This window comes from Streptomyces sp. NL15-2K, assembly GCF_030551255.1.
Lineage (GTDB): Bacteria > Actinomycetota > Actinomycetes > Streptomycetales > Streptomycetaceae > Streptomyces.
This window is the reverse complement of sequence record NZ_CP130630.1, coordinates 10816190-10842710: the sequence shown is the minus strand read 5'-3', so window position 1 is coordinate 10842710 and position 26521 is coordinate 10816190. Positions and strand designations below refer to the sequence as shown.

27 protein-coding genes and 7 pseudogenes are annotated in these 26521 nt (G+C 70.2%); 19 read left to right on the top strand and 15 right to left on the bottom strand.

All coding sequences use genetic code 11. From position 1 onward, the window contains the following. Positions 1-108: 108 nt before the first annotated feature. Positions 109-215, bottom strand: a pseudogene (locus Q4V64_RS47480) (transposase); the annotation flags it as partial. Positions 216-490: 275 nt separating this feature from the next. Continuing rightward, on the bottom strand, positions 491-1453 hold the full coding sequence (locus Q4V64_RS47475; protein WP_124437523.1) for an Ig-like domain-containing protein: 963 nt from the start codon (positions 1451-1453) through the stop codon (positions 491-493). A 170-nt stretch (positions 1454-1623) separates the two neighbouring features. Between Q4V64_RS47475 and Q4V64_RS55790 the strand changes: the two are divergent. Further along, positions 1624-1722: pseudogene (locus Q4V64_RS55790) on the top strand (transposase); the annotation flags it as partial. Between the two features lie 52 nt (positions 1723-1774). Here Q4V64_RS55790 and Q4V64_RS55785 read toward each other — a convergent pair. After that, complete coding sequence (locus Q4V64_RS55785) at positions 1775-2194, bottom strand: DUF2889 domain-containing protein (RefSeq protein WP_253266731.1); 420 nt, start codon at positions 2192-2194, stop codon at positions 1775-1777. Further along, positions 2086-3036, bottom strand: a complete 951-nt coding sequence (locus tag Q4V64_RS47460; protein ID WP_253266732.1) for an enoyl-CoA hydratase-related protein — start codon at positions 3034-3036, stop codon at positions 2086-2088. The genes Q4V64_RS55785 and Q4V64_RS47460 overlap by 109 nt, the downstream gene beginning before the upstream one ends. A 103-nt stretch (positions 3037-3139) precedes the next feature. On the opposite strand from Q4V64_RS47460, the gene Q4V64_RS47455 reads away from it, so the two are divergent. The 3 genes from Q4V64_RS47455 to Q4V64_RS55780 are packed head-to-tail and all read left to right on the top strand — an operon-like array spanning position 3140 to position 5188. Continuing rightward, positions 3140-3943 (top strand): GntR family transcriptional regulator, encoded by an 804-nt coding sequence (locus tag Q4V64_RS47455; protein ID WP_124437525.1) that lies wholly within the window; start codon positions 3140-3142, stop codon positions 3941-3943. A 55-nt stretch (positions 3944-3998) separates the two neighbouring features. Further along, positions 3999-4124, top strand: a complete 126-nt coding sequence (locus tag Q4V64_RS47450) for an acyl-CoA dehydrogenase family protein (RefSeq protein WP_253266733.1) — start codon at positions 3999-4001, stop codon at positions 4122-4124. A 32-nt stretch (positions 4125-4156) separates the two neighbouring features. After that, a complete protein-coding gene (locus tag Q4V64_RS55780) occupies positions 4157-5188 on the top strand; it encodes a methyltransferase (RefSeq protein ID WP_348540831.1) in 1032 nt (343 codons plus the stop codon). On the opposite strand, the pseudogene Q4V64_RS47440 reads toward Q4V64_RS55780, so the two are convergent. Beyond that, positions 5123-5692: pseudogene (locus Q4V64_RS47440) on the bottom strand (acyl-CoA dehydrogenase); the annotation flags it as partial. The gene Q4V64_RS55780 and the pseudogene Q4V64_RS47440 sit on opposite strands and share 66 nt — an antisense overlap. Before the next feature lie 243 nt (positions 5693-5935). On the opposite strand from Q4V64_RS47440, the pseudogene Q4V64_RS47435 reads away from it, so the two are divergent. Continuing rightward, positions 5936-6133, top strand: a pseudogene (locus Q4V64_RS47435) (MFS transporter); the annotation flags it as partial. On the opposite strand, the gene Q4V64_RS47430 reads toward Q4V64_RS47435, so the two are convergent. Both Q4V64_RS47430 and Q4V64_RS47425 read right to left on the bottom strand, forming a co-directional pair. Further along, a complete protein-coding gene (locus Q4V64_RS47430; RefSeq protein ID WP_172629001.1) occupies positions 6132-7061 on the bottom strand; it encodes an alpha/beta hydrolase in 930 nt (309 codons plus the stop codon). The pseudogene Q4V64_RS47435 and the gene Q4V64_RS47430 sit on opposite strands and share 2 nt — an antisense overlap. A gap of 54 nt (positions 7062-7115) precedes the next feature. Next, complete coding sequence (locus tag Q4V64_RS47425; RefSeq protein ID WP_253266735.1) at positions 7116-7379, bottom strand: PfkB family carbohydrate kinase; 264 nt, start codon at positions 7377-7379, stop codon at positions 7116-7118. Between the two features lies 1 nt (position 7380). Here Q4V64_RS47425 and Q4V64_RS47420 point away from each other — a divergent pair, with 1 nt between their 5' ends. The 3 genes from Q4V64_RS47420 to Q4V64_RS47410 all read left to right on the top strand — a co-directional run bounded on the left by Q4V64_RS47420 (position 7381) and on the right by Q4V64_RS47410 (position 10632). Next, complete coding sequence (locus Q4V64_RS47420; protein WP_124437527.1) at positions 7381-7974, top strand: TetR/AcrR family transcriptional regulator; 594 nt, start codon at positions 7381-7383, stop codon at positions 7972-7974. Between the two features lie 338 nt (positions 7975-8312). Then, positions 8313-9704 carry an MFS transporter gene (locus tag Q4V64_RS47415; RefSeq protein WP_172629003.1) on the top strand — a complete coding sequence of 464 codons (1392 nt, stop codon included), beginning with the start codon at positions 8313-8315 and terminating at the stop codon, positions 9702-9704. An 82-nt stretch (positions 9705-9786) separates the two neighbouring features. After that, a complete protein-coding gene (locus Q4V64_RS47410) occupies positions 9787-10632 on the top strand; it encodes an SDR family NAD(P)-dependent oxidoreductase (RefSeq protein WP_124437529.1) in 846 nt (281 codons plus the stop codon). A 61-nt stretch (positions 10633-10693) separates the two neighbouring features. On the opposite strand, the gene Q4V64_RS47405 is transcribed toward Q4V64_RS47410, so the two are convergent. From Q4V64_RS47405 to Q4V64_RS47395, 3 genes and pseudogenes are all read right to left on the bottom strand, one after another. Then, positions 10694-10891 carry a hypothetical protein gene (locus tag Q4V64_RS47405; RefSeq protein ID WP_124437530.1) on the bottom strand — a complete coding sequence of 66 codons (198 nt, stop codon included), beginning with the start codon at positions 10889-10891 and terminating at the stop codon, positions 10694-10696. A 75-nt stretch (positions 10892-10966) separates the two neighbouring features. Beyond that, a complete protein-coding gene (locus Q4V64_RS47400; RefSeq protein ID WP_216377535.1) occupies positions 10967-11782 on the bottom strand; it encodes an oxidoreductase in 816 nt (271 codons plus the stop codon). Between the two features lie 115 nt (positions 11783-11897). Beyond that, positions 11898-12396 (bottom strand): annotated as a pseudogene (locus Q4V64_RS47395) (transposase family protein); the annotation flags it as partial. Here Q4V64_RS47395 and Q4V64_RS47390 point away from each other — a divergent pair. The 5 genes and pseudogenes from Q4V64_RS47390 to mftR form a co-directional block, all read left to right on the top strand. After that, a pseudogene (locus tag Q4V64_RS47390) lies at positions 12364-12630 on the top strand (IS701 family transposase); the annotation flags it as partial. The pseudogenes Q4V64_RS47395 and Q4V64_RS47390 sit on opposite strands and share 33 nt — an antisense overlap. A 79-nt stretch (positions 12631-12709) precedes the next feature. Beyond that, positions 12710-13387: a hypothetical protein gene (locus Q4V64_RS47385; RefSeq protein WP_124437532.1), complete on the top strand. Its 678-nt coding sequence runs from the start codon at positions 12710-12712 to the stop codon at positions 13385-13387. Positions 13388-13585: 198 nt separating this feature from the next. Beyond that, the gene (locus Q4V64_RS47380; protein ID WP_124437533.1) at positions 13586-14602 is read left to right on the top strand and encodes an alpha/beta hydrolase; all 1017 of its coding nucleotides are present in this window, start codon (positions 13586-13588) and stop codon (positions 14600-14602) included. 241 nt (positions 14603-14843) lie between these two features. Continuing rightward, entirely contained in the window at positions 14844-15017 is a 174-nt protein-coding gene (locus tag Q4V64_RS47375; RefSeq protein WP_172629004.1) for a hypothetical protein, read from the top strand. A 144-nt stretch (positions 15018-15161) separates the two neighbouring features. Beyond that, positions 15162-15785, top strand: a complete 624-nt coding sequence (gene mftR / locus Q4V64_RS47370; protein ID WP_124437534.1) for a mycofactocin system transcriptional regulator — start codon at positions 15162-15164, stop codon at positions 15783-15785. 25 nt (positions 15786-15810) lie between these two features. On the opposite strand, the gene mftG is transcribed toward mftR, so the two are convergent. Next, the gene (gene mftG, locus Q4V64_RS47365; RefSeq protein ID WP_124437535.1) at positions 15811-17379 is read right to left on the bottom strand and encodes a mycofactocin system GMC family oxidoreductase MftG; all 1569 of its coding nucleotides are present in this window, start codon (positions 17377-17379) and stop codon (positions 15811-15813) included. A gap of 190 nt (positions 17380-17569) precedes the next feature. Here mftG and mftA point away from each other — a divergent pair, with 190 nt between their 5' ends. Genes mftA through mftF form a run of 6 tightly spaced genes read left to right on the top strand, consistent with a single transcriptional unit; the run spans position 17570 to position 22746 of the window. Next, the gene (gene mftA / locus Q4V64_RS47360) at positions 17570-17698 is read left to right on the top strand and encodes a mycofactocin precursor MftA (protein WP_124437536.1); all 129 of its coding nucleotides are present in this window, start codon (positions 17570-17572) and stop codon (positions 17696-17698) included. 9 nt (positions 17699-17707) lie between these two features. Then, a complete protein-coding gene (gene mftB, locus Q4V64_RS47355) occupies positions 17708-17989 on the top strand; it encodes a mycofactocin biosynthesis chaperone MftB (protein WP_124437537.1) in 282 nt (93 codons plus the stop codon). Then, on the top strand, positions 17986-19230 hold the full coding sequence (gene mftC / locus Q4V64_RS47350; protein ID WP_124437538.1) for a mycofactocin radical SAM maturase: 1245 nt from the start codon (positions 17986-17988) through the stop codon (positions 19228-19230). The genes mftB and mftC overlap by 4 nt, the downstream gene beginning before the upstream one ends. Before the next feature lie 29 nt (positions 19231-19259). After that, the gene (gene mftD / locus Q4V64_RS47345) at positions 19260-20462 is read left to right on the top strand and encodes a pre-mycofactocin synthase MftD (protein ID WP_124437539.1); all 1203 of its coding nucleotides are present in this window, start codon (positions 19260-19262) and stop codon (positions 20460-20462) included. Then, positions 20459-21214 carry a mycofactocin biosynthesis peptidyl-dipeptidase MftE gene (gene mftE / locus Q4V64_RS47340; RefSeq protein ID WP_124437540.1) on the top strand — a complete coding sequence of 252 codons (756 nt, stop codon included), beginning with the start codon at positions 20459-20461 and terminating at the stop codon, positions 21212-21214. The genes mftD and mftE overlap by 4 nt, the downstream gene beginning before the upstream one ends. Next, positions 21211-22746, top strand: a complete 1536-nt coding sequence (gene mftF, locus Q4V64_RS47335; protein WP_216377532.1) for a mycofactocin biosynthesis glycosyltransferase MftF — start codon at positions 21211-21213, stop codon at positions 22744-22746. The genes mftE and mftF overlap by 4 nt, the downstream gene beginning before the upstream one ends. Here the strand turns inward: mftF and Q4V64_RS55775 are convergent. From Q4V64_RS55775 to Q4V64_RS47315, 4 genes and pseudogenes are all read right to left on the bottom strand, one after another. Next, entirely contained in the window at positions 22679-23050 is a 372-nt protein-coding gene (locus tag Q4V64_RS55775) for a hypothetical protein (protein ID WP_348540830.1), read from the bottom strand. The genes mftF and Q4V64_RS55775 overlap by 68 nt on opposite strands. Positions 23051-23097: 47 nt before the next feature. Further along, a pseudogene (locus tag Q4V64_RS47325) lies at positions 23098-24061 on the bottom strand (PDR/VanB family oxidoreductase). Between the two features lie 85 nt (positions 24062-24146). Continuing rightward, a complete protein-coding gene (locus Q4V64_RS47320) occupies positions 24147-25496 on the bottom strand; it encodes an SCP2 sterol-binding domain-containing protein (RefSeq protein WP_124437541.1) in 1350 nt (449 codons plus the stop codon). A gap of 551 nt (positions 25497-26047) precedes the next feature. Further along, positions 26048-26512 carry a helix-turn-helix domain-containing protein gene (locus Q4V64_RS47315; protein ID WP_124437542.1) on the bottom strand — a complete coding sequence of 155 codons (465 nt, stop codon included), beginning with the start codon at positions 26510-26512 and terminating at the stop codon, positions 26048-26050. Positions 26513-26521 lie beyond the last annotated feature (9 nt).

Sequence of the window (26521 nt, the reverse complement as noted above, 5' to 3'; positions counted from 1 at the left end):
GCCCTTGTCGTAGAGGGCATGCACCGCGGCGTGGCGCTCGCGTCGCTTGATCGCTTGTCGGCGGTCGTGTCCTCCGAGGGCTCTGCCAGATACTTGCGATGTTCGCCAACGCACTTCTCGACTGCCTCGCACAGGTTCTTCCACAGATGAAACCTGCCTGCGACCTGCGTGGCGTCGGGACAGGCGGCGCGGACGGCCTCGGCGTAGGCGCTGGCCCAGCAGCCCGAGCAGGGAGTTTCGCGCCGGTCGGGATCGACAGGTTCGCGGCCGGCCGGGCCGCGAGGCGCCCGGCCGGGGCCGGCGCGGATGTCTGCCGGCTCACCCGGCCGCGCCGCGACGGCAGGTACAGAGCACGCTGCATCCACACGAACGGTCAACCGATCAGCGGTCCGTAACGCAACGTCACACGGCCACAAGGAGTGGATCAGAGCCGCTCGTCATGGCCGCCGTCAGTTCACCGCGGCCAACCATCCGCTGCGTGAAGTCCCTTCTAAAGCGCACTCCCCTCCTTCCATTCCTCCCACGACAGGTTCCAGCCGTTGAGACCGTTGGCCGCATCGACGGTCTCCTCGCCCGAGTTCTCCACGATGACGACGTCGCCGAGCATCGAGCTCTCGTAGAACTTGTAGCCGTCCTTGGAGCGGTCGTTTCCCCCCTTGGCGTCGCACAGGCCGACGCAGCCATGGCTGGTGTTCTCGTGTCCGAAGGCGGAGCGGGAGGCCCAGTAGTTGCCGTGGATGAAGGTGCCGGATGTGGTCAGCCGCTGGGCGTGCGGGACGTCCGGGATGTCGTACTCGTCGCCGAGGCCGACCGTGGAGGACTTCATGCGGGTCTGCTTGCGCCGTTCGCTGATCACCATGATCCCGGACCAGGTGGGGTGGTCCGCGTCGCCGCCGGTGACGGGATAGGTGGCGACGGTCGCACCCTCCCGCATGACGGTCATCTCCATGCTGTCGAGGTCGATGGTGCTGATCTGCTCGCGCCCGATGTGGAAGGTGACGTCCTCGCACTGGACCCCGTGGACGCCGGCCGCGCCCTCGACGTCCTTCAGTCGCAGGTTGAGCCTGATCGTCGTGCCGGACGCCCAGTAGGTCTCCGGCCGGAAGTCGAGCCGGGTGTCGCTGAACCAGTGACCGACCACCTCGACCGCGGGTTCGGCGGTCACCGTGATCGCCTCTTCGACGGCGGCCTTGTTCGTGACCCTGTGCGTGAAGTTGATCGACACGGGCATGCCGACGCCGGACGTGCAGCCGGCCTCTGGGGTGACGTGGCCGACGAAGGTTTTCGTGCGCGACTTGGTGGTGGAGCTCGCGGTCTTCCGAGGGGCGCCTTCCGAGGCGTTCGCCGAGCCGCTGCGGCCGGTCAGGACAACGGCCGGCACCGCACCGAGCGCGGCGAGGACACCCCGCCGTGACCACTGCCCGGACCCGTTCGATGTGTGTGCAACGCCCACGGCACGCCCTCCTGAGATGTCGATAGTGCGCGTACATAATGCACCTTTTGCGTGGGTTAACCCTGAATACCCCGCCGCAACCTGAGATTCCGGTGAGGACACCCGGCGCTCGTCTCGGCCGGGCCCTTTTCGATCACGTGTGGGATGAGCGGGACACCGACGAGGTCATTGACGCCGGCAAGAAAATCGCGGGCCGCAAGCGACATCTCGGCGTGGACACCCTCGGCCTGCTGCTGGCCGTCCGGGTGACAGCCGCCAGCGTCTCCGACAACGCAGGCGGCATCCACGTGCTCTCCCGCATCGCCGCCGCGAACCCTCGCGTTACCAAGGCCTGGGGCCGACACCGGCTACCGACCGAAGGCCGTCGCTCACGGCGCCCGCCTCGGCGGCGGACGGCCCTCCGGCCTCACGACTGCGCGCGCCCGCCGAGATGGCCGCCTGCACGACCGCGGGGCCGAGTGCGCGGGCCGGCTCGTAGAGGTGCGTGCAGCCGGACACACCGCGGAACCGCTCCTGGATCGCCCGGTTGTATCCGGCGGCGACACTGAGTCCGGCCAGGCCGTCGAAGACCGGGGTGATGAAGGGGCATTCGGCGTGCGGGAAGTCCCGCATGTCCGCGTCGGCGGCCACGATCACCATGTCCGCGAGACGGATGCGCACCGCGAGCACCATCCGGTGGACGACACCCGCCGACGGCTCAGCCCAGGCGCGCTCGTCGCGCAGTGCCGCCTCGACCGACATCTCGTCGCCGTCCTCCTCGTGGGCGGTGCCGGTGATCGTACGACGGTGCAGCGGGAGTTCGGCGCCGGGCATGACGCGGCCTCCGCCGACTCCGACGCGGTCTCCCCCAGCCGCGCGAACTCCGGCTGCCGCCGCTCGACGAAGCTGAGCACACCCTCGCGGTAGTCCGGTGCGCGCTTCGCCGTGGCCAGGAGGGCGGCCGCGTGGTCGCGGCTCTCGGTGAAGGTCCTCGTCTGGTCCTCGGCGAGCTGCCGCTTGATGAGGGACATCGCGTACGGGCTCGCCGAGCGCGCCAGTTCGGTCGCGTGCGCCAGCGCCGCCGGGAGCAGTTCCTCCGGCTCGGCCAGGCGGTTGACCAGGCCCATCGCCAGGGCTTCCGTCCCGGTGATCCGGCGCGAGGACAGCAGCAGATCGCCGGCGTTGCCGTAGCCGATCAGCCGCGGCAGGAGCCAGGACACCCCGTCGTCGGCCACGAGTCCGCGTGCGCTGAAGGCGGCGGCGAACTTGGCGTGCGGCACGGCGAACCGGACGTCGCACATCAGTGCCTGGTTGAACTCGATACCCGCGCAGGCGCCGTTGACGGCCGCCACGACGGGCTTCGGGAAGGACAGGGGGCGGGTGCGCGGAGACAGCTGGCCGGTCGGCCACGGGCGGGCGCCGGACGATGCCCCGTCCAGCACGCTCATGTCCATCCCCGGGCAGAATCCGCGTCCGGCACCGGTGAGCACCACGGCCCGTACCCGTGGATCCGTCTCCGCCCGGTCGAACAGCTCGTTGTAGAGCAGTTCCATCTCCAGCGTCCAGGCGTTGTGCCGCTCGGGCCGGTTCAGGGTGAGCAGCATGACCCCGTCGTCGGTGAGCTCGGTGAGGATTCACCAATCCTTTGGCCTGGTACCTTCGATGCACTAAGACGATTCATTTAGCTATATCCATGAGGAGAGCATCGTGGCCGAGGCAGCCCGCGCAGCAGAGACGGCGACCGTGCCCGCACCCTCGCGCGGCCGCGTCGGGCGCCAGGTGCGCGTACCGAAGACCGCCGAACTTGTCGCCGCACACCTGCGCCGCCAGATCGTACGGGGTGAGCTGAAGCCCGGTGACGCACTGCCCCCGGAGTCGGGGCTGATGGAGCAGTTCGGCATCTCGCGGCCGACCCTGCGCGAGGCCTTCCGCGTCCTGGAGTCGGAGTCCCTGATCACGGTGCGCCGCGGGGCCCACGGCGGCGCCCGGGTGAGCGCGCCCGGCGCGGACGTCGCCGCCCGCTTCGCCGGCCTGATCCTTGAGTACCGCGGCACCACCCTTGGCGACCTCCACCGCGCGGCAGCCCTCATCGAGCCGCCCTGCGCGCGCACGCTCGCCACCAAGCACACGGCCGGCGACATCAAGCGACTGCGCGACGCGGTGGCCGCCGAGAAGGCCGTCCTGGACGACCCGCTCGCCCTGGTGGAGGCGCAGGACACTTTCCACGCCCTGCTGGTGGAACTCACCGGCAACCAGACCCTGGCCCTGCTGTGCGGCATGGTGCGCAACATCATCGACCGGGCCAACGCCTCGTACACCGCGGCCGCCACCGACTCCGGGACCCGGAAGGCGCAGGCCCTCAAGGGCCACCGGGCGCATGTGCGACTGGTGGGCCTGATCGAGTCCGGCAAGGCGGACGAGGCCGAAAAGCTGTGGCAGCGCCACCTGACCGCCGCCGACGACGTCGTGAACGCGGCCGGGCCCAAGACGGTACTCGAACTCCTCGACTGACCGGCTCCGCCGAGCCGCCTCACCCTCACCCCTTGCCTCCTCTAAACAGTTAGAGATGCGCGGTGTCGCAGTCGAGCGTTTCCACCGCGACGCCCGGCTGTTCCGGATCTATGAGGGCACCAGCCAGATCCAGCAGGTGATCATCGCGAAGGCGCTGCTCGGTGAGGCCGCCCGCGGCTGAACCCGCCCGCCGAGGTGTGTCATTCTCGGCGCATGACCGAACCCATGACCGACGCGATGTCGAACGGCGAAGACGGCCTCGCGCTGAATCGTGCGCTGTGGGACCAGCGTGCCCGCGTCCACGGTTCGACTCCCACGGACAGGTTCTACGACATCGAGTCGTTCCTCGCCGGGCGCCAGACGCTCTATGCCCTCGAGCGTGAGCTCGCGGGTGACGTGAGCGGGAAGGACCTGCTCCACCTGCAGTGCCACTTCGGGATGGACACGCTGAACTGGGCTCGTCTGGGTGCCCGGGTCACCGGTGTCGACTTCTCACCGGTGGCGATCGAACGGGCGCGGCTGCTGGCCGGACGAGCCGGTCTCGAGGCCACCTTCGTCGAGGCCGACACCCAGCGGCTGCCCACGCGTCTGGCAGGCCGCTTCGACCTGGTCGTCGCCACCTACGGGGTGCTGTGCTGGATCGCCGACGTCAAGGCCTGGATGCGCGGCGCGGCCATGGCGCTGAAGCCCGGCGGGAGCCTGGTGCTGGTGGACATGCATCCGGCGTTCCAGACGATCGCCTCCCTCGATCCGCTGGTCGTCGACTGGCCCTACGGCGGGGGCGAGCCCCAGCGCGAGACGGAGACCGGCAGTTACGCCGACCCCGGCCTGACGACCCCGGCCCAGGACACCGTCCAGTACCCGTACTCGCTCGGTGAGATCGTCACCGCGGCCGCGGAAGCGGGCCTCACGACCAAGCACCTGGGCGAACACCTCGCCACCGAGATCGACCCCCGCGGCTTCCTCCGGCAGGGCGAAGACGGCCTGTACCGGCTCCCCTTCGGGGACTCCCACCTGCCGATCCTGTACTCGCTCGCGCGCAGTCGCCCGCCACTGACAGGCCCTGAAAACCGGTCAGATGCCGAGCCGGTCCAGCAACCGCTCGTGGTACACCGCCGGGCCGCCGAACAGCAGCTGCGAGGACTTGGCCCGGCGGAAGTACAGGTGCGCGGGGTGCTCCCAGGTGAAGCCGATGCCGCCGTGGACCTGGATGTTCTCCATGGCGGCCACCATGTACGCCCGTGAGCAGCACACATGCGCCACCGCCGCGGCGACGGGGAAGTCCGCGGAGCCCTCGGCGGCCAGCCGTGCCGCCTCCCGGGAGGCGGCCTCGGCCAGTTCGACCTGGACGAGCATGTCCGCGCACTTGTGCTTGACCGCCTGGAAGGAGCCGATGGGCCGGCCGAACTGGTGACGGGTACGGGCGTGGTCCGTGCTCATCTCCAGGCACCGGCGTGCCCCGCCCGCCTGCTCGGCGGCGAGGGCGACCGAGGCGATGTCCAGGACGCGGGCCATGATGCGCCCGCCATGTCCGTCGGCCCCGACAAGGGCCCCGGGCACGCCCTCGAACGTCAGCCGGGCCATCGCCCGCGTGGCGTCGAGAGTCTCCATCGGCTCGGCCGTGAGGCCGGTGACCTGCCGGTCGGCGGCGAACAGCGACGGGCCCTCGACGGTACGGGCGACGACGAGGAGCAGATCCGCCGTCGTACCGTCGATGACGAAGCACTTGCGGCCGTTCAGCCGCCAGCCGCTTGAAGTCGCGCTGCGAACGTGCCGAACGCGAGCGCGGACCCGGCCACCGTACGACCGGACGGGCGCCCCCGGCTGGCCGTGCCGGCCAGGGCGGCGAGGAGGGAACGACGGCGTTGACGGTGCCCGCCGACGGCACGACGAGGTCCGGGCGCGATACGAGGTGACTCAGCCCGTCCGTGACCCGGGTCCGGCCGTCCCGCGTGACGCACAGCAGTTCGGAGGGACGCATCATCCGCAGGCCTTTTCGCCCTCTGCCTGGGCACCGTCAACGCCGTCGAGGTCCCTACCCGTATGTCGTTCGTGAGCGAGTTGGTCGGCGCCGACCTGCTGCCCAACGCGTCGGCACTGAGCGCCACCTACTTCAACGTCGCCCGCGTCATCGGCCCGACCCTTGCCGGTCTCCTCATCGCAGGCTTCGGCACCGGTGCCGTCATGGTCAGGAGAGCGCCGCGGACGGGAGGGGATCGACGGCAGAGGGCGGGGTGAGCGTCGTTTCGCGGGAGATCAGGCAGTCTTCGAGGAACGCGAGGGCGCGCAGATGGTAGGAGCGGGCAGCCCAGCCGAGGCTGATGTTGTGCCCGGCCGCCGGCTGGCGATCGACGCTCACGCGCGGGGCGGCCGTGAAGTGGGCGACCAGATCGGCGAGGGCCGCGTCGTCGTGGCGCCACCACGCCTCGTGCTCGGCGAAGGTCAGCCGTACGGGCACGCGGACGCCGGGCGCCGTGGTACGGAAGACCAGCGGCCAGCGCGCCAGCTCCGCCCGCTCCAGGGCGGGCACGGGCTCGACGATCGAGCTGCTCGCCGCGAAGGTGCCCGGTGGATACAGACGCAGCGGCCCCCAGCTCCTGCGCATTCGGCCATTGTCGTCGTGGGCGGTGGGCAGCTCGTGCGGCTCGACGGCGTACACGTGGCCGCAGCCGGAGATGTCCAGTCCGAGCAGGTGCGGCAGACCAGGGTCCGCGGCGGCGGTGAGCGCCACCTTGCCGCCGTAGGAATGAGCGAGCAGGAACAGGCCCGCGCCCGTTGCGTGACGGGAGGTGAAGTCGCGCAGAGCCGCGCGCAGCGAGACGGCCTGCTCCGCCAGGCCCTGCCCCTGGGGCAGCCGGGCGGCGGAGTGGCGGTAGCCCGGCCGGTCCACGGCCAGGACGGTGTAGCCGAGGTCCGCCCCCAGCGTCAGCAGCGACTGCTGGGGGTGGGCCCGGCAGTCGAAGTAGCCCGCGTTCATGCCGCCGCCGTGCACGGCGACCACGACGGCACGCGCGGTGCCGCCGGCCGGCTCGCTGAGCAGTGCGGACAGCGGCACCCCCGCGGCGTCCAGGATGATCCGGCGCACCCCGCGCGACGGTTCGTGGGCCGATGGGGTCATGGTCGTTCCTCCGGGTGATGACTTCGGCGGCCGGCGTCAGCGGGCCAGGTGTGACTAGGTCTGGGTTCCGACGTTCTGCAGCACCACGGTGGCCAGCGCGCCGCCCAGGCGGCCGGCCTCCGGGTACGGCAGCCCCCGGACGACGGCCGCCAGGAACCCGGCACGGAAGGCGTCGCCCACCCCGGTGGGATCGGCCACGACGTCCGTGGGCACCGCCTCGACGTGCAGCCAAGGCTCTCCCGTCCGGCCGATTTCCGCACCCGCGGCGCCGCGGGTGACGATCCAGGCGCCGGACCGATCGGTCTGGTAGCGTGGCAATATGGTTCGAACGCCAGTTTCCTCCGCGCGTGACCGCATACTGGACGCCGCAGCCGACTTGTTCGACCGGTACGGCGTGCACGCCGTCGGCATGCAGCGGATCATCGATGCGGCGGGCTGCGGGAAGAACCTGCTCTATCGCGAGTTCGACAGCAAGGACGAGCTGGTGGTGGCCTACCTCCAGCGGGCCGCCCGCAGTTGGGACATCACGCTGGAAGCCGCGCGCGCGACCGTGACGGCGCCGCAGGAGCAGCTGGTCGAACTGGTCCGCATCGTGGGGGTGAACGTACCCGGAACCCGGGGTTGCCCGCTGCGCAACACCTACGCCGAGTTCCCCGATCGCGACCACCCGGCCCACCAGGTCGCACTGGAGCACTTCAGCGCGGTCCGCGAGCAGCTCTGTGAACTCGCGCGGCAGACCTCGGCCCCCGCCCCGGAGCGCCTCGCCGACCGCATCTTGCTGATCATCAACGGTCTCTACATCAATGCGTCCGGGGTCAGCGGGGAAGAGAGTGCGGCCATTGCCGTCCAGCTCGCCCAGGATGTCGTCCGCAACGAAACCGCCGCGACGGTGAGCCGCAGCGGCGCGAGCTGAGTCCGGGGCGGTCGATGGGCGGACCTTGCCGGGGCCGAACCTGACGGTCCGCCACCATCGCGTGCTCGGCGCCCGATCCATCGTCGGCGGCACTGCCGCGGTGTCGCTGGAACAGCCAGAGGCTCCGGTTGACATGACGCACTTGCGCCCTCTCATTATCCAGGTACAGTTTCCGGACCGATCGGTCCGCACTCATGGGACCGATCGGTCCGCATTGGATCGTGACCCACCGAGACGCCGCAACGGCCAAGCCGGGAGCGCATGTGACCATAGAAACTGAAACCACGACAGGTGCACCACCTGAAGCGGATACACCGTATCCCCGCAGGTGGGCGGCTATGGTCGTACTGACCCTGGCCTTCATGCTCGACCTGCTGAACGTCTCGATCGTGAGCGTTGCCTTACCGTCGATTCAGCGTGACCTGAGCGCCACGCCCACCCAGGTGGAATGGATCGCGGCGGCCTATCTGCTGGCCTTCGCCGCCGCGCTGATCACCTTTGCCCGGGTGGGTGACCTGTGGGGGCGCAAGCGCGTCTTCCTGCTGGGAGTCGTCGCCTTCGCCGTGACCGGCGTGTGGAGCGGACTCGCGGACACTCCCGGCATGCTGATCGCAGCGCGTGCCGCGCAGGGGCTGGCGGCCGCCGCGCTCGCCCCGCAGGTGATGAGCCTCTTGTACACCATGTTCCAGGGCCGGGAGCGGGGCACGGTCTTCGGCGTCTTCGGCCTCGTCGCCGGAACCGCGCAGGCCGGAGGTCTGCTGCTCGGGGGTGTGCTGATCGATGCGGACATCGCGGGCACGGGATGGCGCATGATCTTCCTGATCTCGGTGCCGGTCGCCGTGGTGCTGGCCGCCGTGGCGGCCTGGCTGGTGCCGGAGAGCCGGGTGGAAGGCGGCGCCCGGCCCCGTCTGGCGGCGGCCGGAGTGCTCACCCTCGGTCTGGCCGCGCTGGTGTTCCCGGTGCTGGAGGGCCGCAGCTACGGGTGGCCCGTCTGGATCTGGGCCTGCCTGGTCGCGGGCTTCGCGCTGGTGGTGGGCCTGGCGTTCGTCGAGCACCGCAGTCCTGAACGGCGGGCCGGTGCCCTGCTGCCGGTCGAACTGTTCCAGCGGCGGACGCTCGCCGCGGCGCTGGCCGTGCAGTTGCTGGCCTTCGCGGCGCTCAGCGGGTTCCTGCTGGTGATCGTGCTGTGGCTGCAGGAAGGCAAGGAGTACTCCGCGATGGATGCCGGTGTGGTCAGCATCGCGCTCCCCGCGGGCGGCCTGGTCACGGCCGGGTTCGTGGGCCGGTTCACTGCCCGGTTCGGCCGTCTGCTGGTGCTGACGGGCTGCCTGGTGGGCGCCGTGGGCGCGCTCGGCATCCTGCTCGCCGAGCAGGGCTCGGAGGGCGACAGCATCGGCAGCTGGTCGCTGGTGCCCGGCCTCTTCGCCCTGGGCGTGGGCACGACGTTCGTCATGCCGCCGCTCACCACGCTGTTCCTCTCCACGGTGCCCGTCGAGCACGCCGGTTCGGCCTCCGGCGTCTGGACCACCAGTCAGCAGTTCGGCGCCGCGGTGGGTGTCGCGGGCCTCGGCACGATCTACTACGGCACGGTGGAGGGCAGCGGTCACGCCACGGCCATCGCCGCCTGCACCTTCACCGTGGTGGCGATCCTGGTCGTCAGCGCGGCGCTCTGCATCACCCTCAGCCCGAACCGGCGGCCCGCCACGCCCACCGAAACCGCCGAATTGTGATCGCCGGGATCTGCAGGCCCTTCTGGCAGACCTCTGGAAAAGCACGCTCTTCGAGCTACTCGTCCACGCAAGGAGACTCCCGGTGAAAACCATCGTGATCACGGGAGGTACGTCCGGACTCGGACAGGCCCTCGCCCACACGTACCTCGAGCGCGGGGACCGGGTGGTGGTCGTCAGCCGCGACGCGGGCAAGGGGGAGACGTACCTCAGGCAGGCGAAGAAGGACGGACACGGCGGACGTGCCTTCTTCATCGAGGCGGACCTCAGCCTCGTCAGTGAGAACCAGAGGGTCGTCGAGGAGGTCAAGTCCGACTTCCCCGTCGTGGACGCGCTCGTCCTGTGCGCCCGGTTCTTCCGCTCCTACCGCCGCGTGACCAGCGAGGGGATCGAACACCACCTCGCGCTCTTCTACCTGAGCCGTTACCTGCTGAGCCACGGTCTGGCCGAGTGCCTGGAGAAGGCCCCCGAGCCGGTCGTCGTGAACGTTGCGGGGCCCGGCAACCACATGGTCCCCATCCACTGGGACGACCTGGAGCTGGAGCGCGGCTACGACGGCTGGGACGCGATGCTCCTGGGCGGAAGGCTCAACGACCTGCTCGGCGTCCACTTCGACACCGAGCACCAAGAGCGCGGCATTCGCTATGTGCTCCTCTTCCCGGGCAACATCGCGGGCGGCTTCGTCGGCGAGTTCCACCCGGTGATGACGGTGCGCGCCGAGGAGATGCGGCGGGCCGGCGCTCCCATCCAGGGAGGCGTCCGGCTCGTCTCCGCGCTGATCGACTCCCCGCCTTCCGAGACGCTGAGCGCTTTTCAGGAGCGCCGGCCGCTCAATGTGCGGGGCGGCAGCACCTTCGACCCCGATGACGCCAAACGGCTCCACGACATCACCCAGGACCTCATCCAGCGTGCGGGGCGAGGCGCCCCGTAGAGCTCCCGCACCCGCGGCGCGCAGGTAGTTGCTGCCCACGGGCGAACGCCGGTTCCGGCAGTCAGCGCATCCCGTGGGCGTCGGCTGCCGCCTGCTCGGACACCGCGGCGTCCAGAACGTTCCCGTCGCCCAGGGTCTTCATGACGACCGTGACGAGGGCGATGCCGATGGCCGCGCCGAGCTGGTTGAGCATGTAGAGCACGGAGCGCAGAACTTCCTGCTCTCGCTGGCCTGTACGTCCGCCTCCGCCTGTGGTCACCCCGGCGCCCCCTCCGCCAAGAGGTCCGGCTCCCGCAGTGCTTCCGGGCGAGCTGGGTGCGCGGGGCGGCGGGGGTCAGTCGGCCAGCTGGTTGAGCTTGCGGATCTGCTTGTCGAAGACCGCGGCAGGAGCGATCCGGCGCAGTGCGCTCGCACGTCCGGCCGTGGGACCGGCGGTGTAGCGCACTTTCGGCTTCGCGTCGGTCGCTGCCGCGACGATCACCTTGGCGACGACGGCGGGATCGTCACCGCCCTTGATCGCTGTCTCCATCATGCGGTCGAAGGCGCCCCGCGGGTCCGCGTAGACCTGCAGGGGCGTGTCGGGCCGCGGGCTGTTGGCCTCGAATCCGGTACTCGTGTAGGCGGGTTCGACGATGAGCGCCCGGACGCCGTGCCCGCGGACCTCGTGGTCCAGGGACTCGGAGTACCCCTCGACCGCATGCTTGGAGGCGGCGTAGACGGCCATGTAGGGCGCGGGGAGGAAGCCGACCACGGAGGAGAGGTTGATGATGCGTCCGCGCCCACGGGCGCGCATGTGCGGCAGAACTTCTTTCACCATGCGCATGACGCCGAAGACGTTGATGTCGAAGACGCCCTGGGCCTGCGCGATGGAGTTTTCCTCGGCCGCACCCATCAAGCCGACACCTGCGTTGTTGACCAGGACGTCAATCCGCTCGAACCGGTCGACCACCTGCTGCACCGCGGCGGTCACCGACGTGTCACTGGCCACGTCGAGGTCGAGGAACGTCACACCGTCGAGCGGCGTGACGCGTGAGGTGTCGCGGCTTGTGCCGACCACGTCGAAACCCGCTGCGACCAGCGCGAGCGCGGCTTCCTTCCCGATGCCGGACGACGCGCCCGTCACGAGTGCCACCGGCCGATTTGTCGTCATCATGGACTCCTGAATCCCCGGAGGAAACTGATCGGTTTCCGACAACTGTAAACCGATCGGTTTCCGTGCGCAAGGTCGAGAGAGGAACTGATCCCGCAGGGTGAGGACGCCCGCGCGCGGACAGCGCTCGGTTGACGGTTCGCTGAGTCGGTGTGAGGTCGCGGCCCGGTGGACGTCTGAGGGGTGTCGTCACCGACGAGCCGACGCCCATGTAAGTCCGGTCAGCGAGAACCGGACACCTTGGCGTTCGCAGATCCGGATGATCCGGTGGGTGCGGGCCGCGGTCAGGTCCTGGGTCGGCCGGGCAGTGCGGGCCAGATCTCGAGATCTACAGCAGCCGTCCGGCTGGATCGGTCACCACTCGCCGACCCGGTCGCACTCCGCGAGGGTGCCGTCGAGCAGGACGTAGGCGGGGGCGGCTCCGCGCAGGACGCGCAGCAGGCCGGGGCGCGGTCGGCGAGCAGATCGAGGACGGCCGACGCGTAGGCGTGGGCGGTGCAGAAGAAGACACCGAAGCCGGCGCCGATCTGGGCGAGCGTGTCGTGCCCGCGCAGGTACACCAGGCCGACCAGGGCACGCTGGTGCGGCGGGAGTTCGCAGCGGCGGTCACCCTCGCCATGCTCGCGCGTGCTTTCCTGGCCGTCGTCCGCTCGGACGAACACGCCCGCAGCCCCACACTGGACGGCCTCATACCGCTGACCTGCAACGAGAGCCGGCGCTTGTTCATCACGCTCGTCGTCCGACCCGCCCTCGACGCCGTCCATCGGCTGGGTCGGTCCGACTGGCGACGCCGCCACCAGGCCCGGTCGCGGGTGGGCCACTACCGGCGCCGAGCCGTTCAGGCATGAAGATCACGATCTGTGGCACGGAAGCACGCCGAGGCGGCGCGGTTGGCAGTGATGGCTGCCGATCCTAGGCTCGGCAGCCATGACGGTTCTGATCACCGTGTGGGGAGCATCTCCCGGAGTGGGCAAGTCGACTCTGTGTGCCGGGCTGTCCCGATGGCTGGCCGCCGCGGGACTGCGGGTGGACCACTTCCGTGAGGAGGAGATCCTGACTCGGCCGCAGTTCGCTGGGGCGGCTGAGGCTTTCAAGACGACCGGCACCGTCGACCTGGGTACGTTGACCGCGGCAACTGCGCAGTTCGTTGACTCGGTTCTGGCGAGCGGCGATGACGTGGTGGTCACGGACGCACTGGTGCCGTTCGTGCCGACGCTGCTGGCCATGGGGCACGGCGAAGAGATGATCGACGCGTTCATGACTGACCTCACAGAGGTGCTCGCGCCGGTGGGTCCCGTCATGGTCTTCCTTGACGGGAATGCCGAGGCTGCATTGTCCCGAGCCGCGAGGAGGGAAGGAGCGCAGTGGCTGGACGGGTATGTCGGAAAACTGGCCAGGTACGAGGTAAGCCCTCCAGTGACTGACATCGCGTCGGCGGTGAAGTACTTGCGGCGCGAGCGTGCGGTGACACTTGGCGCAGTCCGCCGCAACCGCTGGGGTCTCGTTGTGACCGAACGAGCCGATGAGCTGCCCCCGGACGAGGTGCTGCAGATCGTTCAGCGGGGTCTGAAGCCGTGGCTGGGCAGGACCGTCACAAACAGATAGGCCGGGCCTGGCCCACGCGACGGCGACGATGGGGCCTTCGGACGGCGGCTGGGAACTCTCGCTCCGCGTGGGAACTGTCCACGGTGTTTTGCCACCTGACGGGGGGGGTAACCAGAGTGCGCCTCCGGGGGTCTGCCGCAGCCCGTTCCGGCACTCAACCCCATTCCGGAGGCCGTCGGCCGCTCCTAGCGTCAAGGTATGACGAAGGACTACGTGGTGGGCGACGACGGTGTTCGGCGTGGGAACACGACGCGCAGGGGTGTGCTGCTGGGGCTTGGCCTCGCCGCGGGTGGCACTGTCCTCGGTGTGGGCACGGAAGCGACGGCGTCCGTGCCCGCGGCCGAGCGTGACGGCAGCCGGGGCGGGAGAGGAGGACCGTGTACGTATGTGCTGGTGCACGGCACGCACAGTGCGGGAGCGTATTGGCTGCCCGTCGCGCAGGAGTTGACCCTGCGCGGTCATCGCGTCGTCGCGGTGGATCTGCCGCTGCACGGCTCGCAGGCGTTCGTGCCGGAGTCCTACCAGAGGCAGGACCTGGCGGCCATGGCCACCGAGCCCTCACCCGTCGCCGCCCTCTCTCTGAACGATTACGAGAAGCACGTGACGCGCATCGTGCGCCGCGCGGCGGCGCACGGCCCAGTGGTCCTGGTCGGCCATAGCCTGGGCGGTGCCACCGTGAGCCGGGTGAGCAACGCTGTACCGGAACTGCTCCACCACATCTGCTACATGGCGGCCTTCTGCCCCAGCCCCGCCCTGCCGACCCCCGACGCCTGCACCGCGGCGCCGGAGAACGAGAACGCGCTCATACCGTTCGACCAGATCATCGGGGACCCGGAACAGCTCGGTGTGATGCGGCTCAATCCCCGCACGGGTGACGCCGGGGACCTCAGGGCGCTCAGGGAGATGATGTGCGCGGGCTATCCGGACGGCGCGTTCCGGCAGCGGCTCGGCAGCATGCAAACAGACGAGTCGACCACGGCCTACGCGGGGCGGGCCGTCGGCAAGGCGGATACCTGGGGACGGCTGCCCCGCACGTATCTCCGCTTCGGCAAGGACCGGACGATCGCCACGAAGCTCCAGGACCGGATGATCGCGGAGGCCGATGCACTGACGCCTCACAATCCCTTCCGGGTCCATGACTTCCCCACCGCTCCGCACATCGGCCCGCTGGACCCAGCACCGGTGGCGAACGCACTGGCCGTGCTCGCTCCGTAAGACCTGGCGGTTCGTCAGATCACCCGTGGGAAGCTCTGGCGGAGCTCTTGCCGACGGTGCAGGATCTCGGGCAAGCGATGATCGTAGGCGGGGCGTCCGCCGCGTCCTCGGATCGGGACGCCGTGCTTGGACAGGGCGATACCAACGGCTGCCCGGCTGACCTGCGCTCGGTGGTCTCCTGGGTCTGGCAGCAGCGCGGTGGGCTCCAGCCGACCGGGGGCGCGGCCAGGAGGCAGCGGGCGTGGGCGGTGGTAGTGCCGAGCCGCTTGGCGAGCTGGGCGATGGAGAAGTCGCCTCGGGGCACGAGTTGGTGGAGCTGTTCGGGCGTGATGCTGTCCCCGACGAACTCGGCGGGCGGTCGGCGGACCTCCGCGAGACGGCCGTCTGGACCCGACTGACCGCCACCGGCTCGTAGCGGGGCCGTCACCGCGGCTGCCAGCGCCGCGTTTCGCCGACGTCAACGCATCTCATCCATGCCGGCACATCACCGGTAGTGTCCTTCGGGACTCGACGTCTCAGACGAGCGGGCCGGGTTCCGGTGACGCGGGGAGGATGCGGTGTGAGGGCGTCTGGGCAGGGGAGGAATGCCACAGCGTCGCCGGCGAGGACCGGCCGGCCACCGGCCACCTCACCGGCGGCCCTGGAGCGGGTGGGCTTCGAGCTCTTCGCCCGCCAGGGATTCGACTCCACGACGGTCGACGACATCGCCACGGCCGCGGGCATCGCACGACGCACCTTCTTTCGCTACTTCGCGTCCAAGAACGACCTCGTGTGGGGTGACTTCGAGGGGCAGCTGGTCAGACTGCGGGCCCTGCTGGCGGCGAGCGATCCGGCAGTCCCGATGATGGATGCCGTGCGCAGCGCCGTCGTGGAGTTCAACCGGTTCGACCCCGTCGACGTGCCGTGGCACCGGCAGCGTATGGAACTCATCCTGCGCGTGCCGACCCTGCAGGCCGACGCGACGTTGCGATACGCCTCGTGGCGGGCGATCGTCACCGATTTCGCCGCGGCCCGAACCGGCCTTTCCCCGTCCGATCTGCTGCCTGGGCTGGTCGGTCACAGTGTCCTTGCCGCGGCCATCACGGCGTACGAATACTGGTTGAGGGACGAGAGCGCCGGTCTGACCGACCTGCTGGATCAGACCGTCCGGCAGGTCGCGGAAGGGTTCGGCCGACTGGGGTGACGGCCGTCCTGCGAGCGGCCAGGCGTCACGGCCGCTCCCTGCGGATGGCATCCGCGACGACCTCGCCGACGAGGACCGCGGTCGCGGCGGGTCCGCGGTGCGGCGCGTCAGGAAGTATCGAGGTGTCCGCCACGCGCAGCGCCTGGATACCGTGCACCCGGCCGTACTGGTCGACGGCCGCGCGCCCGGGCTCGTCCGCCGGGCCCATGGGCACGGTCCCGCAGGTGTGCTGGGCGGTGCCGAGATTTCCGGCGATCCAATCGTCGAGCGCCGAGTCGGCGTCGAGGACGGCCGGAGGCGGACCCAGCAGGCCGTCGGAGAGGCCGGCCAGGGGCGGCGTGGCCATGAGGGCGGCTGTGGCACGAACGGCCTCGCGCAACCGGCCGTAGTCGTCGGGGGTGCTCAGCATTCCCTGGTCTATGTGCGGCAGGACGGCGGGGTCGGCCGAGACCAGCCGTAGTGTGCCGGTGGGCCGCGGTGTCTGCGCGGAGACCAGGAAAGCAAGAGGGGCACCGGGTACGCTCACCTCCCCCCGCATCAGTCCGGCCATGGGGATCAGGGACTGGAGGATCTCCAGGTCACCCGGGCTCGCGAGGTCGCCGCTCTCCCCCACTCCGGACGGCAGATGCAGGCAGCCGCCCAGCCAGTTCTCCTCCGGTGCCCCCAGGTCGCGCCGAGGAGTCCATTCCAGGACCAGCTGCGGATGGTCACTGAAGCGCCTCCCGACGACGGGCGCGTCGCGGAGCACTGGTATGCCGAGCCGTTCGAGGTCCGCGCCCGGCCCGACACCGGAGACCAGGAGCAGCTGGGCCGAGGCGAAGGCCCCGGCACTGAGGACGACGGAGCCCGCGTCGATCACCGCGGGGCTGCCGTTCCGCCGGGCCACGACACCGGTGGCGCGCCCGCGTTCGATCACCACCCTGACGACGTGGCTCCCGCCCAGAACGGTGAGGTTGGGCCGGGCCAGCACCTGGGGCGGAAGGTAGCTCAGTCCCGCGTTGCGCCGTACACCGTCGACGGCGTTGGAGGGCACGGGCCCGAACCCGGGTTTCCCCTGGTCGTTCTTGTCGGGTTCCACGGGATAGCCCAGCGCGAGGGCGCCGTCCCGGAACGCCGCTGCCGCCGGATGGTCGAGCGCCGCACGCCGCACGGCCATGGGGCCGCCGTCGCCGTGCACTGGGCCGGCGCCGAAATCCAGATCGGTCTCCAACGCACGCAGGAAGGGCAGGACTTCGGCGTAGGACCAGGCCGGATTGCCGGCGGCGGCCCAGCGTTCGAAGTCCTCCCGGCGGGCCCGCACGAAGTAGCCACCGTTCACGGTGGTGGAGCCGCCGAGGATGCGCCCGCGGGGCACGGTCCAGGGTCGACCGGGCATCAGATGCACGGGATACGCGTGGGTACCGGGATGGTCCGGTTGCGCGCCGGGGATCCGCCGCGCGTCGAGAAGTGCGGGGCCGAAGGCGTCGGGGTCCGGTGGCAGCGGTCCCGCCTCCAGCAGCAGCACGCTGCGGTCCGGGTCTTCGCTCAGGCGTGCGGCGACCGCCGCGCCCGCGGCGCCGGCACCCACCACGACCACGTCGGGGATGTCTCTCATCAACCAGAGCTCCCAACCCCAGCCGCACGCGCCCGAGAAGCGGGTCGAGCCTACATCTTCCTTTTGGCACCGTGTGCCACTAGTCTCCTGGGCTGTTGGACGACTCGCGCCATCCGCACCTGCGCGCCGTCCCGTTCCCCACCGTCCCGCCATCGCTCCGTGACAACATCCCCTATTCGAGGGAGCCCACGTGAACGACCACGACGCCACGAAGACCGAGGAACAGCTCCCGCGCGAGGCCACCTGGACCGAAGTACTCGTCGAGGAGGACGAGCTCGTCGAAGAGGTCTCGATCGACGGCATGTGCGGCGTCTACTGAGCCGGGCTCATGACCGCCTTGAACCTGGACCGCGCGTGGGACCTGCACCCGCAGGTCTCGGTGCGCCCGGAACCCTTCGGTGCGCTGCTGTACCACTTCGGCACCCGCAAACTCACCTTCCTCAAGGACCGGCGGCTGCTCGAGGTCGTCCGGTCGCTCGCGGCGGCCCCGACCGCGCGCTCGGCCTGCGCGGGCGCCGGTATCGGCGAAGAGGAGTTGCCTCGTTTCGCGGCGGCCCTGTCCGCGCTCGCCCGGTCCTCGATGGTCATCGAAAGGAGCCCGGGCCCATGACCACCACAACCCCCGCGCCAGGCGTCCCGCGCCTGGTCGACCTCTTCGAGCACGGCCTGGACGCCCCCATCTGCCTGACGTGGGAGCTGACTTACGCCTGCAACCTGTCGTGTGCGCACTGCCTGTCGAGCTCCGGCCGACGCGACCCGCGTGAGCTGAGCACGGCGGAAGCCAAGGCCGTCATCGACGAGTTGGAGACCATGCAGGTCTTCTACGTCAACATCGGCGGCGGAGAGCCCACCGTGCGCGCCGACTTCTGGGAACTGCTCGACTACGCGACCGCCCATCACGTCGGCGTGAAGTTCTCCACCAACGGCGTGCGGATCACGCCGGACATCGCCCGCCGACTGTCCGCCAACGACTATGTCGACGTGCAGATCTCGCTCGACGGTGCCACCGCCGACGTCAACGACGCGGTGCGCGGCAGGGGTTCGTACGACACCGCGGTGCGCGCCATGGGCAACCTCGCCGACGCCGGCATGAAGAACTTCAAGCTGTCGGTGGTGTGCACGCGTCACAACATCCCGCAGATGGACGAGTTCAAAGCGCTCGCCGACCGCTACGGCGCGCAACTGCGGCTGACCCGGCTGCGTCCGTCGGGCCGCGGCGCCGATGTGTGGGACGAGCTGCACCCCACCTCCGCGCAGCAACGGCAGCTGTACGACTGGCTGCTCGCCCACGGCGACCAGGTCCTCACCGGCGACTCCTTCTTCCACCTGTCGGCCTACGGCAAGGCCCTGCCCGGCCTGAACCTCTGCGGGGCCGGCCGAGTGGTGTGCCTCATCGACCCGGTCGGGGACGTCTACGCCTGCCCGTTCGCGATCCATGACGACTTCCTGGCCGGCAACGTCCGTGAGGACGGCGGATTCGCGCGCGTGTGGCGGGAGTCGGAGTTGTTCCAGGGACTGCGCGAGCCGCAGACCGGCGGGGCCTGTGCCTCCTGCTCCTTCTACAGCACGTGCAAGGGCGGTTGCATGGCCGCGAAGTTCTTCACGGGGCTGCCGCTGGACGGGCCGGACCCCGAGTGCGTCCAGGGGTACGGCGAGCAGCTGCTGGCTCAGCGTCCGGCCGGGCGCGACCACCTGCCCAAGCCCTCCGACGACCACTCCCACCGCACCTCGCCCGCCCGGCGAGGGGGGCCCGGCCCAGTGGACCTCGTCCTCACCACGCGCCAGGACATCGAACGGCCCCCCGTGAGCGCCTGCGACGAGAACCCGTTGGCGGGCCTGAAGCTCACCTGACGCACCGCCGATCGAGAAAGAGCCGCAACATGGGTAGAAATCCCTGGTTCGAGACCGTCGCGGAGGCTCAGCGCCGCGCCAAGAAGTACCTTCCCAGCACTGTCTACGACGCTTTGGTGGCCGGCTCGGAACGGGGCCGCACGATCGAGGACAACCTCGACGCCTTCGCCGAACTGGGCTTCGCACCGCATGTCGTGGGCCATCGGGCGCAACGCGACCTGTCCACCACCGTGCTCGGCGTGGAGACCGCTCTGCCGGTGGTCATCTCCCCCACGGGCGTGCAGGCCGTCCATCCCGACGGTGAGGTGGCGGTGGCGCGGGCGGCGGCGAACCGCGGCGTGATCATGGGGTTGAGTTCCTTCGCGTCCAAGCCCCTGGAAGAGATCATCGAGGCCAACCCGAACACCTTCTACCAGATGTACTGGGCCGGCACCCGTGAGGCGATGGCGCAGCACATGGAACGCGCCCGGGCCGCGGGAGTCAGGGCGCTCATCGCCACGCTCGACTGGTCCTTCTCCCACGGCCGGGACTGGGGCAGCCCTCAGATCCCGGACCAGCTCGACCTGAAGACGGCGGTGAGGTTCGCGCCCAAGGTCGTCACGCGCCCGCGCTGGCTGTGGACGTTCGCCAGGTCCCGGACCATCCCCGACCTCACCACCCCCAACCTCAAACCGCCGGACGGCAAGGCTCCGACCTTCTTCGGCGCCTACGGAGAGTGGATGCGGACGACGCCTCCCACCTGGGAGGACGTCAAGTGGATGCGGGAGGAGTGGGGCGGTCCGTTCCTGCTCAAGGGTGTCACCAGGGTCGACGACGCCAAGCGCGCCGTGGACGCGGGCGTCTGCGCGATCTCCGTCTCCAACCACGGCGGCAACAACCTCGACACCACGCCGGCCACCATCCGCGTGCTGCCGTCGATCGTCGAGGCGGTCGGCGACCAGGTAGAGGTGCTGCTCGACGGCGGCGTCCGGCGCGGCGGTGACGTGGCGAAGGCGCTGGCGCTGGGGGCACGCGCGGTGCTCATCGGCCGCGCCTACCTGTGGGGGCTGGGCGCGGCCGGGCAGGCCGGCGTGGAGAACGTCCTCGACATCCTGCGCGGCGGCCTCGACTCCGCCGTCCTCGGACTCGCGCACTCCTCCATCCACGAACTGTCTCCCGACGACCTGGTCATCCCCGACGGCTTCCTCCGTACTCTCGGCGCGACACGCACCGCGGACCCCCTCGGCTCATGACCGCGTCGGCCCCTCAACGGCGGGTGGCTGCGGCGGAGTTGGCGCGCACCGCCTGGCCGCGGGTGCCGGAACGACCGCTGGTGCTCGTCCCGGTCGGCTCGACCGAGCAGCACGGCCCCCACCTGCCTCTGAACACCGACAGCGTCATCGCGGCCGAAGTGGCCGGCCGGACGGCGGACCGCCTCGGGACCCGTGCGCTGGTGGCGCCGACGATCGCGTACGGCGCCAGCGGTGAGCACGCGGACTTCCCCGGCACGGTGTCCATCGGGCACGAGGCGCTGCGCCTCGTGCTGGTGGAGAGCGTGCGGTCCCTGTCGCTGTGGGCCGGGCGGACCGTCTTCGTCAACGGGCACGGCGGCAACCTGCCCACCCTGGGCTCCGCCGTCGCCCAACTCCGCGCGGAGGGGCACGACGTGGCCTGGCTCAGCTGCGAGGTGCCGGGCGGGGACGCCCACGCCGGCCGGGCCGAGACCTCCCTCATGCTCCACTTCGCCCCCGACGACGTCCGCCTCGCCGCGGCCGCGCCCGGCAACGTCCGCCCCCTCACCGAGCTCATGCCGGAACTGAGGGCCCGAGGAGTCCGCGCCCTCGCGCCGAACGGCGTCCTGGGAGACCCCACGGGAGCCGGCGCCGAGGAGGGCCGCGACCGGGCGGAGACCATGGTCACAGCGGCCGTCCGCCGCATCACGGCATGGTGCCCCGATTCCCGTGGCCGTCTCCTCACCCACCCCACGAGAACGGCTCGCCCATGACGCTCCCCCACGGATTCACGCTCACCCTCGACCGGGACACCCGCGTCCTCGACCACGGGCGGGCGCTCCTCGGAGGCCATCCGACACGCTTGCTCCGGCTCACCCCCCGGGCGCGTGGACTCCTGTCCGGCCGCACCCTGACCGTCCGGAACGCGGCGGGCGCGGTCCTGGCGGAGCGTCTGCTGGCAACCGGCCTGGCCCACCCCGAGCTCGCCGCGCTGCCGGAGCCGGCGACGGCCTCCGGAACCGAACCGACCTGCACCTACGTGATCCCGGTGCGGGACCGGCCCCGTCAGCTCGCCCGTCTGCTCTGCTGCGTCCCCGGCGGCAGCCCCGTCCTCGTCGTGGACGACGCCTCACGAAACCCGGAGCTCACCGCGTCCGTCGCGGCACGGCACGGTGCGCGCTTGCTGCCGCTCCCGGAGAACCTGGGGCCGGCCGGCGCCCGCAACGCGGGTCTGCGGGAGGTGACGACGCCTCACGTCGCCTTCGTCGACTCCGACATCGTGCTTCCCGCCGAGACCGTGCCTGGGCTGCTGAGGCACTTCGCCGACCCGTCGGTCGCCATGGCCGTACCCCGGATCACCGCGCTGAGCACCGCCGAGTCCACCGGATGGATCAGCCGGTACGAGCGCACGCGCTCCTCACTGGACCTGGGCACCCGCCCGGCCGCCGTCCGTCCCGGCACACCCGTCTCCTGGGCGCCGAGCGCCTGCGTCGTGGCCCGCACCGACGTCCTGCTCAAGGCCGGCGGGTTCGACGAGCGCATGCGCGTGGGTGAGGACGTCGACCTGTGCTGGCGCCTGGTGGACGGCGGCCGGCGTATTCGGTACGAACCGTCCCTGTGGGCCGCCCACGAGCACCGGGCCGGACTCGCCGACTGGTTGCGGCGCAAGGCGGAGTACGGCACCGGAGCGCATCCGCTGGCCGTACGGCATCCCATCGCCATCGCCCCCGCCGTGCTCGCCCCGTGGAGCGCGGGTCTGCTGCTCGCCCTGGCCGTCCAGCGCCGCTGGTCCCTTCCCGTCGCCGGATCGCTGTGGGCCCTCACCACGGTGCGCATCGCCCGCACGCTGTCGGACACGGGACAACCCGTCCGGCAGGCGGTGCGCCTCACCGCCGTCGGCGCGGTGTCGGCGCTGGCCCAGGGCGGATCGCTGGCGACCCGCCACTGGTGGCCGCTGACGGCGGGGGGCTGCCTGGTCTCCCGCCGTGTCCGCCGGGTCGCGGCGGTGGCGGCCGTCCTGGACGTGGCGCTGGAATACCGCCGACGACCGACCGGCCTCGACCCCGTCCGGTACGCCACCGCGCGCCGCCTCGACGACCTGGCCTACGGCGCGGGTGTGTGGTGGTCGGCCTTGAAGGGCCACTCCGCCGCCGCACTCCGCCCGCGGATCGTGACGGGCAGGGACCAGCGCCCTCCGGGCCGTCGGCTGCTTCCCGGTGCCCGGCGTCTCCTCCTGCTCATCGGATCGCATGGCGCCTGCCCGGGACGAACCAGTCCAGCCGCACGGACATGGACCTGCGCGTGAGACCGAGCGGATCGGCCTGGTCACCACTTGCTCCACCACCTTCAACGCGCCCTACAACCTCGCCCGCCAGTTCAAGGCCCTGGACGTGATCAGCCACGGCCGGGCCGGCTGAAACGCGGTACTCGGCGTACGCCTGGAGCGCCGCGCCCTGCTGCTTCGAGGTCACGTCGGACTTCAGCACGAACAGCGAGTCGATGGACTTCACCGCGTCGGCGTCGAAGTCGCGCTCCATGGTGGTGAAGACCTGGCGGCCCTCGGCGCTGCCCGCGATGAGCTGAAGGAGACGGCGACAGCCCGAGGGCACCGACTGGGCAGATGGGCCGCGGCCCGGTCATCCGATCCCGCAGTGGATCAGAGGTCGAGGACCAGGCGGTCGCCCTTGGCTCGGGAGACGCAGATCATCATGCTGTTGCCCGCCGCGCGCTCCTGGTCGTTCAGGACCGAGTCGCGGTGGTCGATCGCCCCGGACAACACCATCGTCTCGCAGGTTCCGCAGATTCCCTCCTCGCACGACGACATCATCGGCACACCGGCATCTTCGACAGCCTCAAGAACGGACATGTCCTCAGAGACCAGCAGCGTCCGGCCGGACTGGGCGAGCTCGACCTCGAAGGTCGTGCGCGGCCGGTCGGTGACGTCCTTCTTCGCGGCGAAGCGCTCCACGTGCAGGGCTCCGTTCGACCACTTCTCGCAGCCGGATTCGACCGCCGCGAGCAGCGGTTTCCGGGCCGCAGGAGTAGACGGCTGTCCGCCGTTGCGGTTTGCCGAGCAGCGAAGGCAGGTCCAGCAGCCCGTATTCGTCCTGCGGCCGCAGGCTCACCCTGTCTCCGTACGCCCGCTGCAGAGTCTCACCGAACGCCATCGACGCTCGGGTGCGACCCCCGTAGACGAGACGCCAGTCGGCGCCGCGCGCGTCGACGGCCGCCACCATGGGCAGGATCGGGGTGATCCCGATCCCGCCTGCGATGAACAGGTAGCGCTTGGCCTTCACGAGCGGAAAGTTGTTGCGGGGCCCGCGAATGCGCACCGACTCGCCTTCGGAGAGCTCGTCGTGCACGTAGCTCGACCCGCCCCGGCTTTTCGGCTCACGCAGCACCGCGACCTGAAGACGGGACCGGTCCCCCGGGTCCCCGCACAGTGAGTACTGCCTGACCAGGTCCGCTCGCAATATCAGGTCGACGTGTGCACCCGGCTGCCATTCCGGCAGCGGCCGGCCTTCCGCGTCGCTCAAGGTCAGCAGCACAACACCTTCGGCCACCGTTTCCTTGCGTTCCAGTACGAGGTCGCGCTCGACCTCGGTACGGAGAGTGCTCATGATCGGCCTTCCATTTTCGCGGTGATAATTCGACGGTCCGTAATTCGACGGTCCGTAATTCGACGGTCCGTTCCTTCAAGACCGGTCAGGACGGGAAGCAACGGCCGAAGGCACGCAGCAGCTTCGGCGAGCCGTGCATCTTGATACGGCCGCGCAGCAGCGCCCACGGCAGCACTGACTGTTTGGTGAGGAAACGCAGCCAAGTGCGCGCGTCGGCGGTGATCCGGAGATCCGGCTCGCCCTGATGCCCTTCGGCGATATCGAGTTCGCGGTCGCGGATGGTCACGGTGATCTGCCGGGATTCGGCGCCGGTGAAGGTGAAATGGTAGGTCGCGGACAGCCCTTCGGCCTGCTCACGCTGGAAGACCACCGGCATGCCTTCCACCAGACCCTCGATGCTGCTCGCTCGCAAGCTCTGCCCTACTCGCTTCGTGCGTTTGTGCGGGAAGCGGCGGGCCACGTGCTGCTCGGCGTCGGAACCCGAGACGACGTAGACGGTCTCTTCCTTGTTCATCAGTGGGCGGACGACCGTGTCCAGGTGTGACTTGCGATTGTCCAGCCAGGGGCCGATGACGTCCTCGCCGGCCGGGCAGACCGACATGCAGTAGGCCGCTTTGTAGTTGGCGCCGAAGGAGAGGCTTTGCCACAGGGACGCGGTCTCGTTGTCATCCATGCGCGAGCGGTAGTCGGCGGCGTCACGGCTGTCAGCAACCGTTTCGACCCAGTCGCCGAAGCCACCCATGAACTCGCGGTAGTTGTGCGTGTAGCAGGCGGAGAAGTCGAAGTGACCGTCGGAGGCGATCGCCCCGGTCGGGCAGGCGGTCACGCACAACTTGCATTCCAGGCAGGGATTGAACTCGAGGGGCTCGGATCGGTCGCTGATCTCCGCGTCGATCAGCAGGGTGCCCAGCAGGATGAAGTTGCCGAATTTGGGGTGGATGACGTTGCGGTGGATGCCCATCTTGCCGAGCCCGGCCGCCACGGCGACCGGCTTGTGCCCGACGACCCACGTTTTCCTGGGGAACTTGTCCATTTCCATCGGAAAACCCATCGCGGGGTTGAGGGCGCGCACCCCCATCGCCTCCAGCTCGGCCACCACTCGCCGGCCCACCTCGTTGGTGTGGTCGCCGCTGTGATGGAACTCCAGGTTGGCCACCGAGCGCGCCGGAGTGCGGATGTTCTCCCGGTTCATTCGGACCACGAAGCTGATCAACGTTCGGACACCCGGCAGCGCGGCGCCCAGGTCCGCTCGCTGGTCGGCGATTTCCGGCCGGTCGATCTCGACGAAACCGACGTCGTCCGCACCCGCTTCGAGACACAGCTCCCGCAGCCATGCCGCATCCAGCGGCTCGGCGGGCCGGGCGGCGTCACGGTCGCGCCGCAGGCGGACCTGGACGACGGTGGGATGGTCGTCGAGCTTGTTCTGTTTGGCCATCGGGCGACACCTCACGGGGACGGGAAGAGTGAGTTGCATGAAGCAACTTGGACCTTAGTCGCATGGGTTGCGTGAAGCAACTGCCGAGGTTGCGGGCGGGATGCCGCGGGGCTGACAAGGCCTGATCGTCGCGGCGTTGTTCGTGGTGCTGGAGCAGGAGCCGGCCAAGGCGCCGACGGCGCACGGCCGGCCGGACGGACGGATGGATGGACCAGCTGCTCCGCTACGTTGTCGCGGACGTGGTCACGCACCGCGCGTCGGCGCCCCAGGAAGCCGCCCCAGGAAGCCCGGCACGACAGATGCCGCATGTGGTGCGGAGCCGCTTCACCGGCCCACTCCGACGGTTCGGGTCCGGGCTCGGAGCGGACCCATCAAAGGTGCACCCCTTCGCACACCTCGCACACCCGCAAGCGCCGGCGGCCGAAGGGCCCGGCCCGCTTGGTGCATCGAGTGGGTGACCGCGGTGAGTTCAGCGTGCGCCTCGCAGTGGACTCGCCGAAGCCGGACGCCGGCGGCAGCGCCCGCCCGTCCATCGAGGAACGTTTCGGACGTCAGGCCGGGGAGTCGGTAAGCGCCGGGCCGGGAAGCAGGAGAACGGCGTCCGGCCCCACCGCTTGTCCGCATTCGGTGCACACGAGCCGTTCCCGAACGTTGCCCCCGCATCCCGCATGGCTCGTGACCCGCGGCGGGCCGGCCGGGTCCTCGGCGTGCTCATCACCCCAGTGCATCAAGGCAAGCACGGCGGTGAGCAAGTCCTTGGCCTTGCCCGTCGGCCGGTACTCATAGCGGGCGGGCCGCTCCTGGTAACAGACCCGCTCCAGCAACCCCTCGTCGACCAGCTTCGCGAGGCGGTTGGTAAGCACGTTGCGGGCGATACCGAGGCTGTCCTGAAATTCCTCGAACCGGCGCAGGCCGAGCTGCGCATCGCGAATGATCAGCAAGGTCCAGCGCTCGCCGACGACCTCAAGGGTCCGCGCTATGGAGCACAGCTGATTTTCGTAGGTCCGGCCCAACATGCCTTCAGT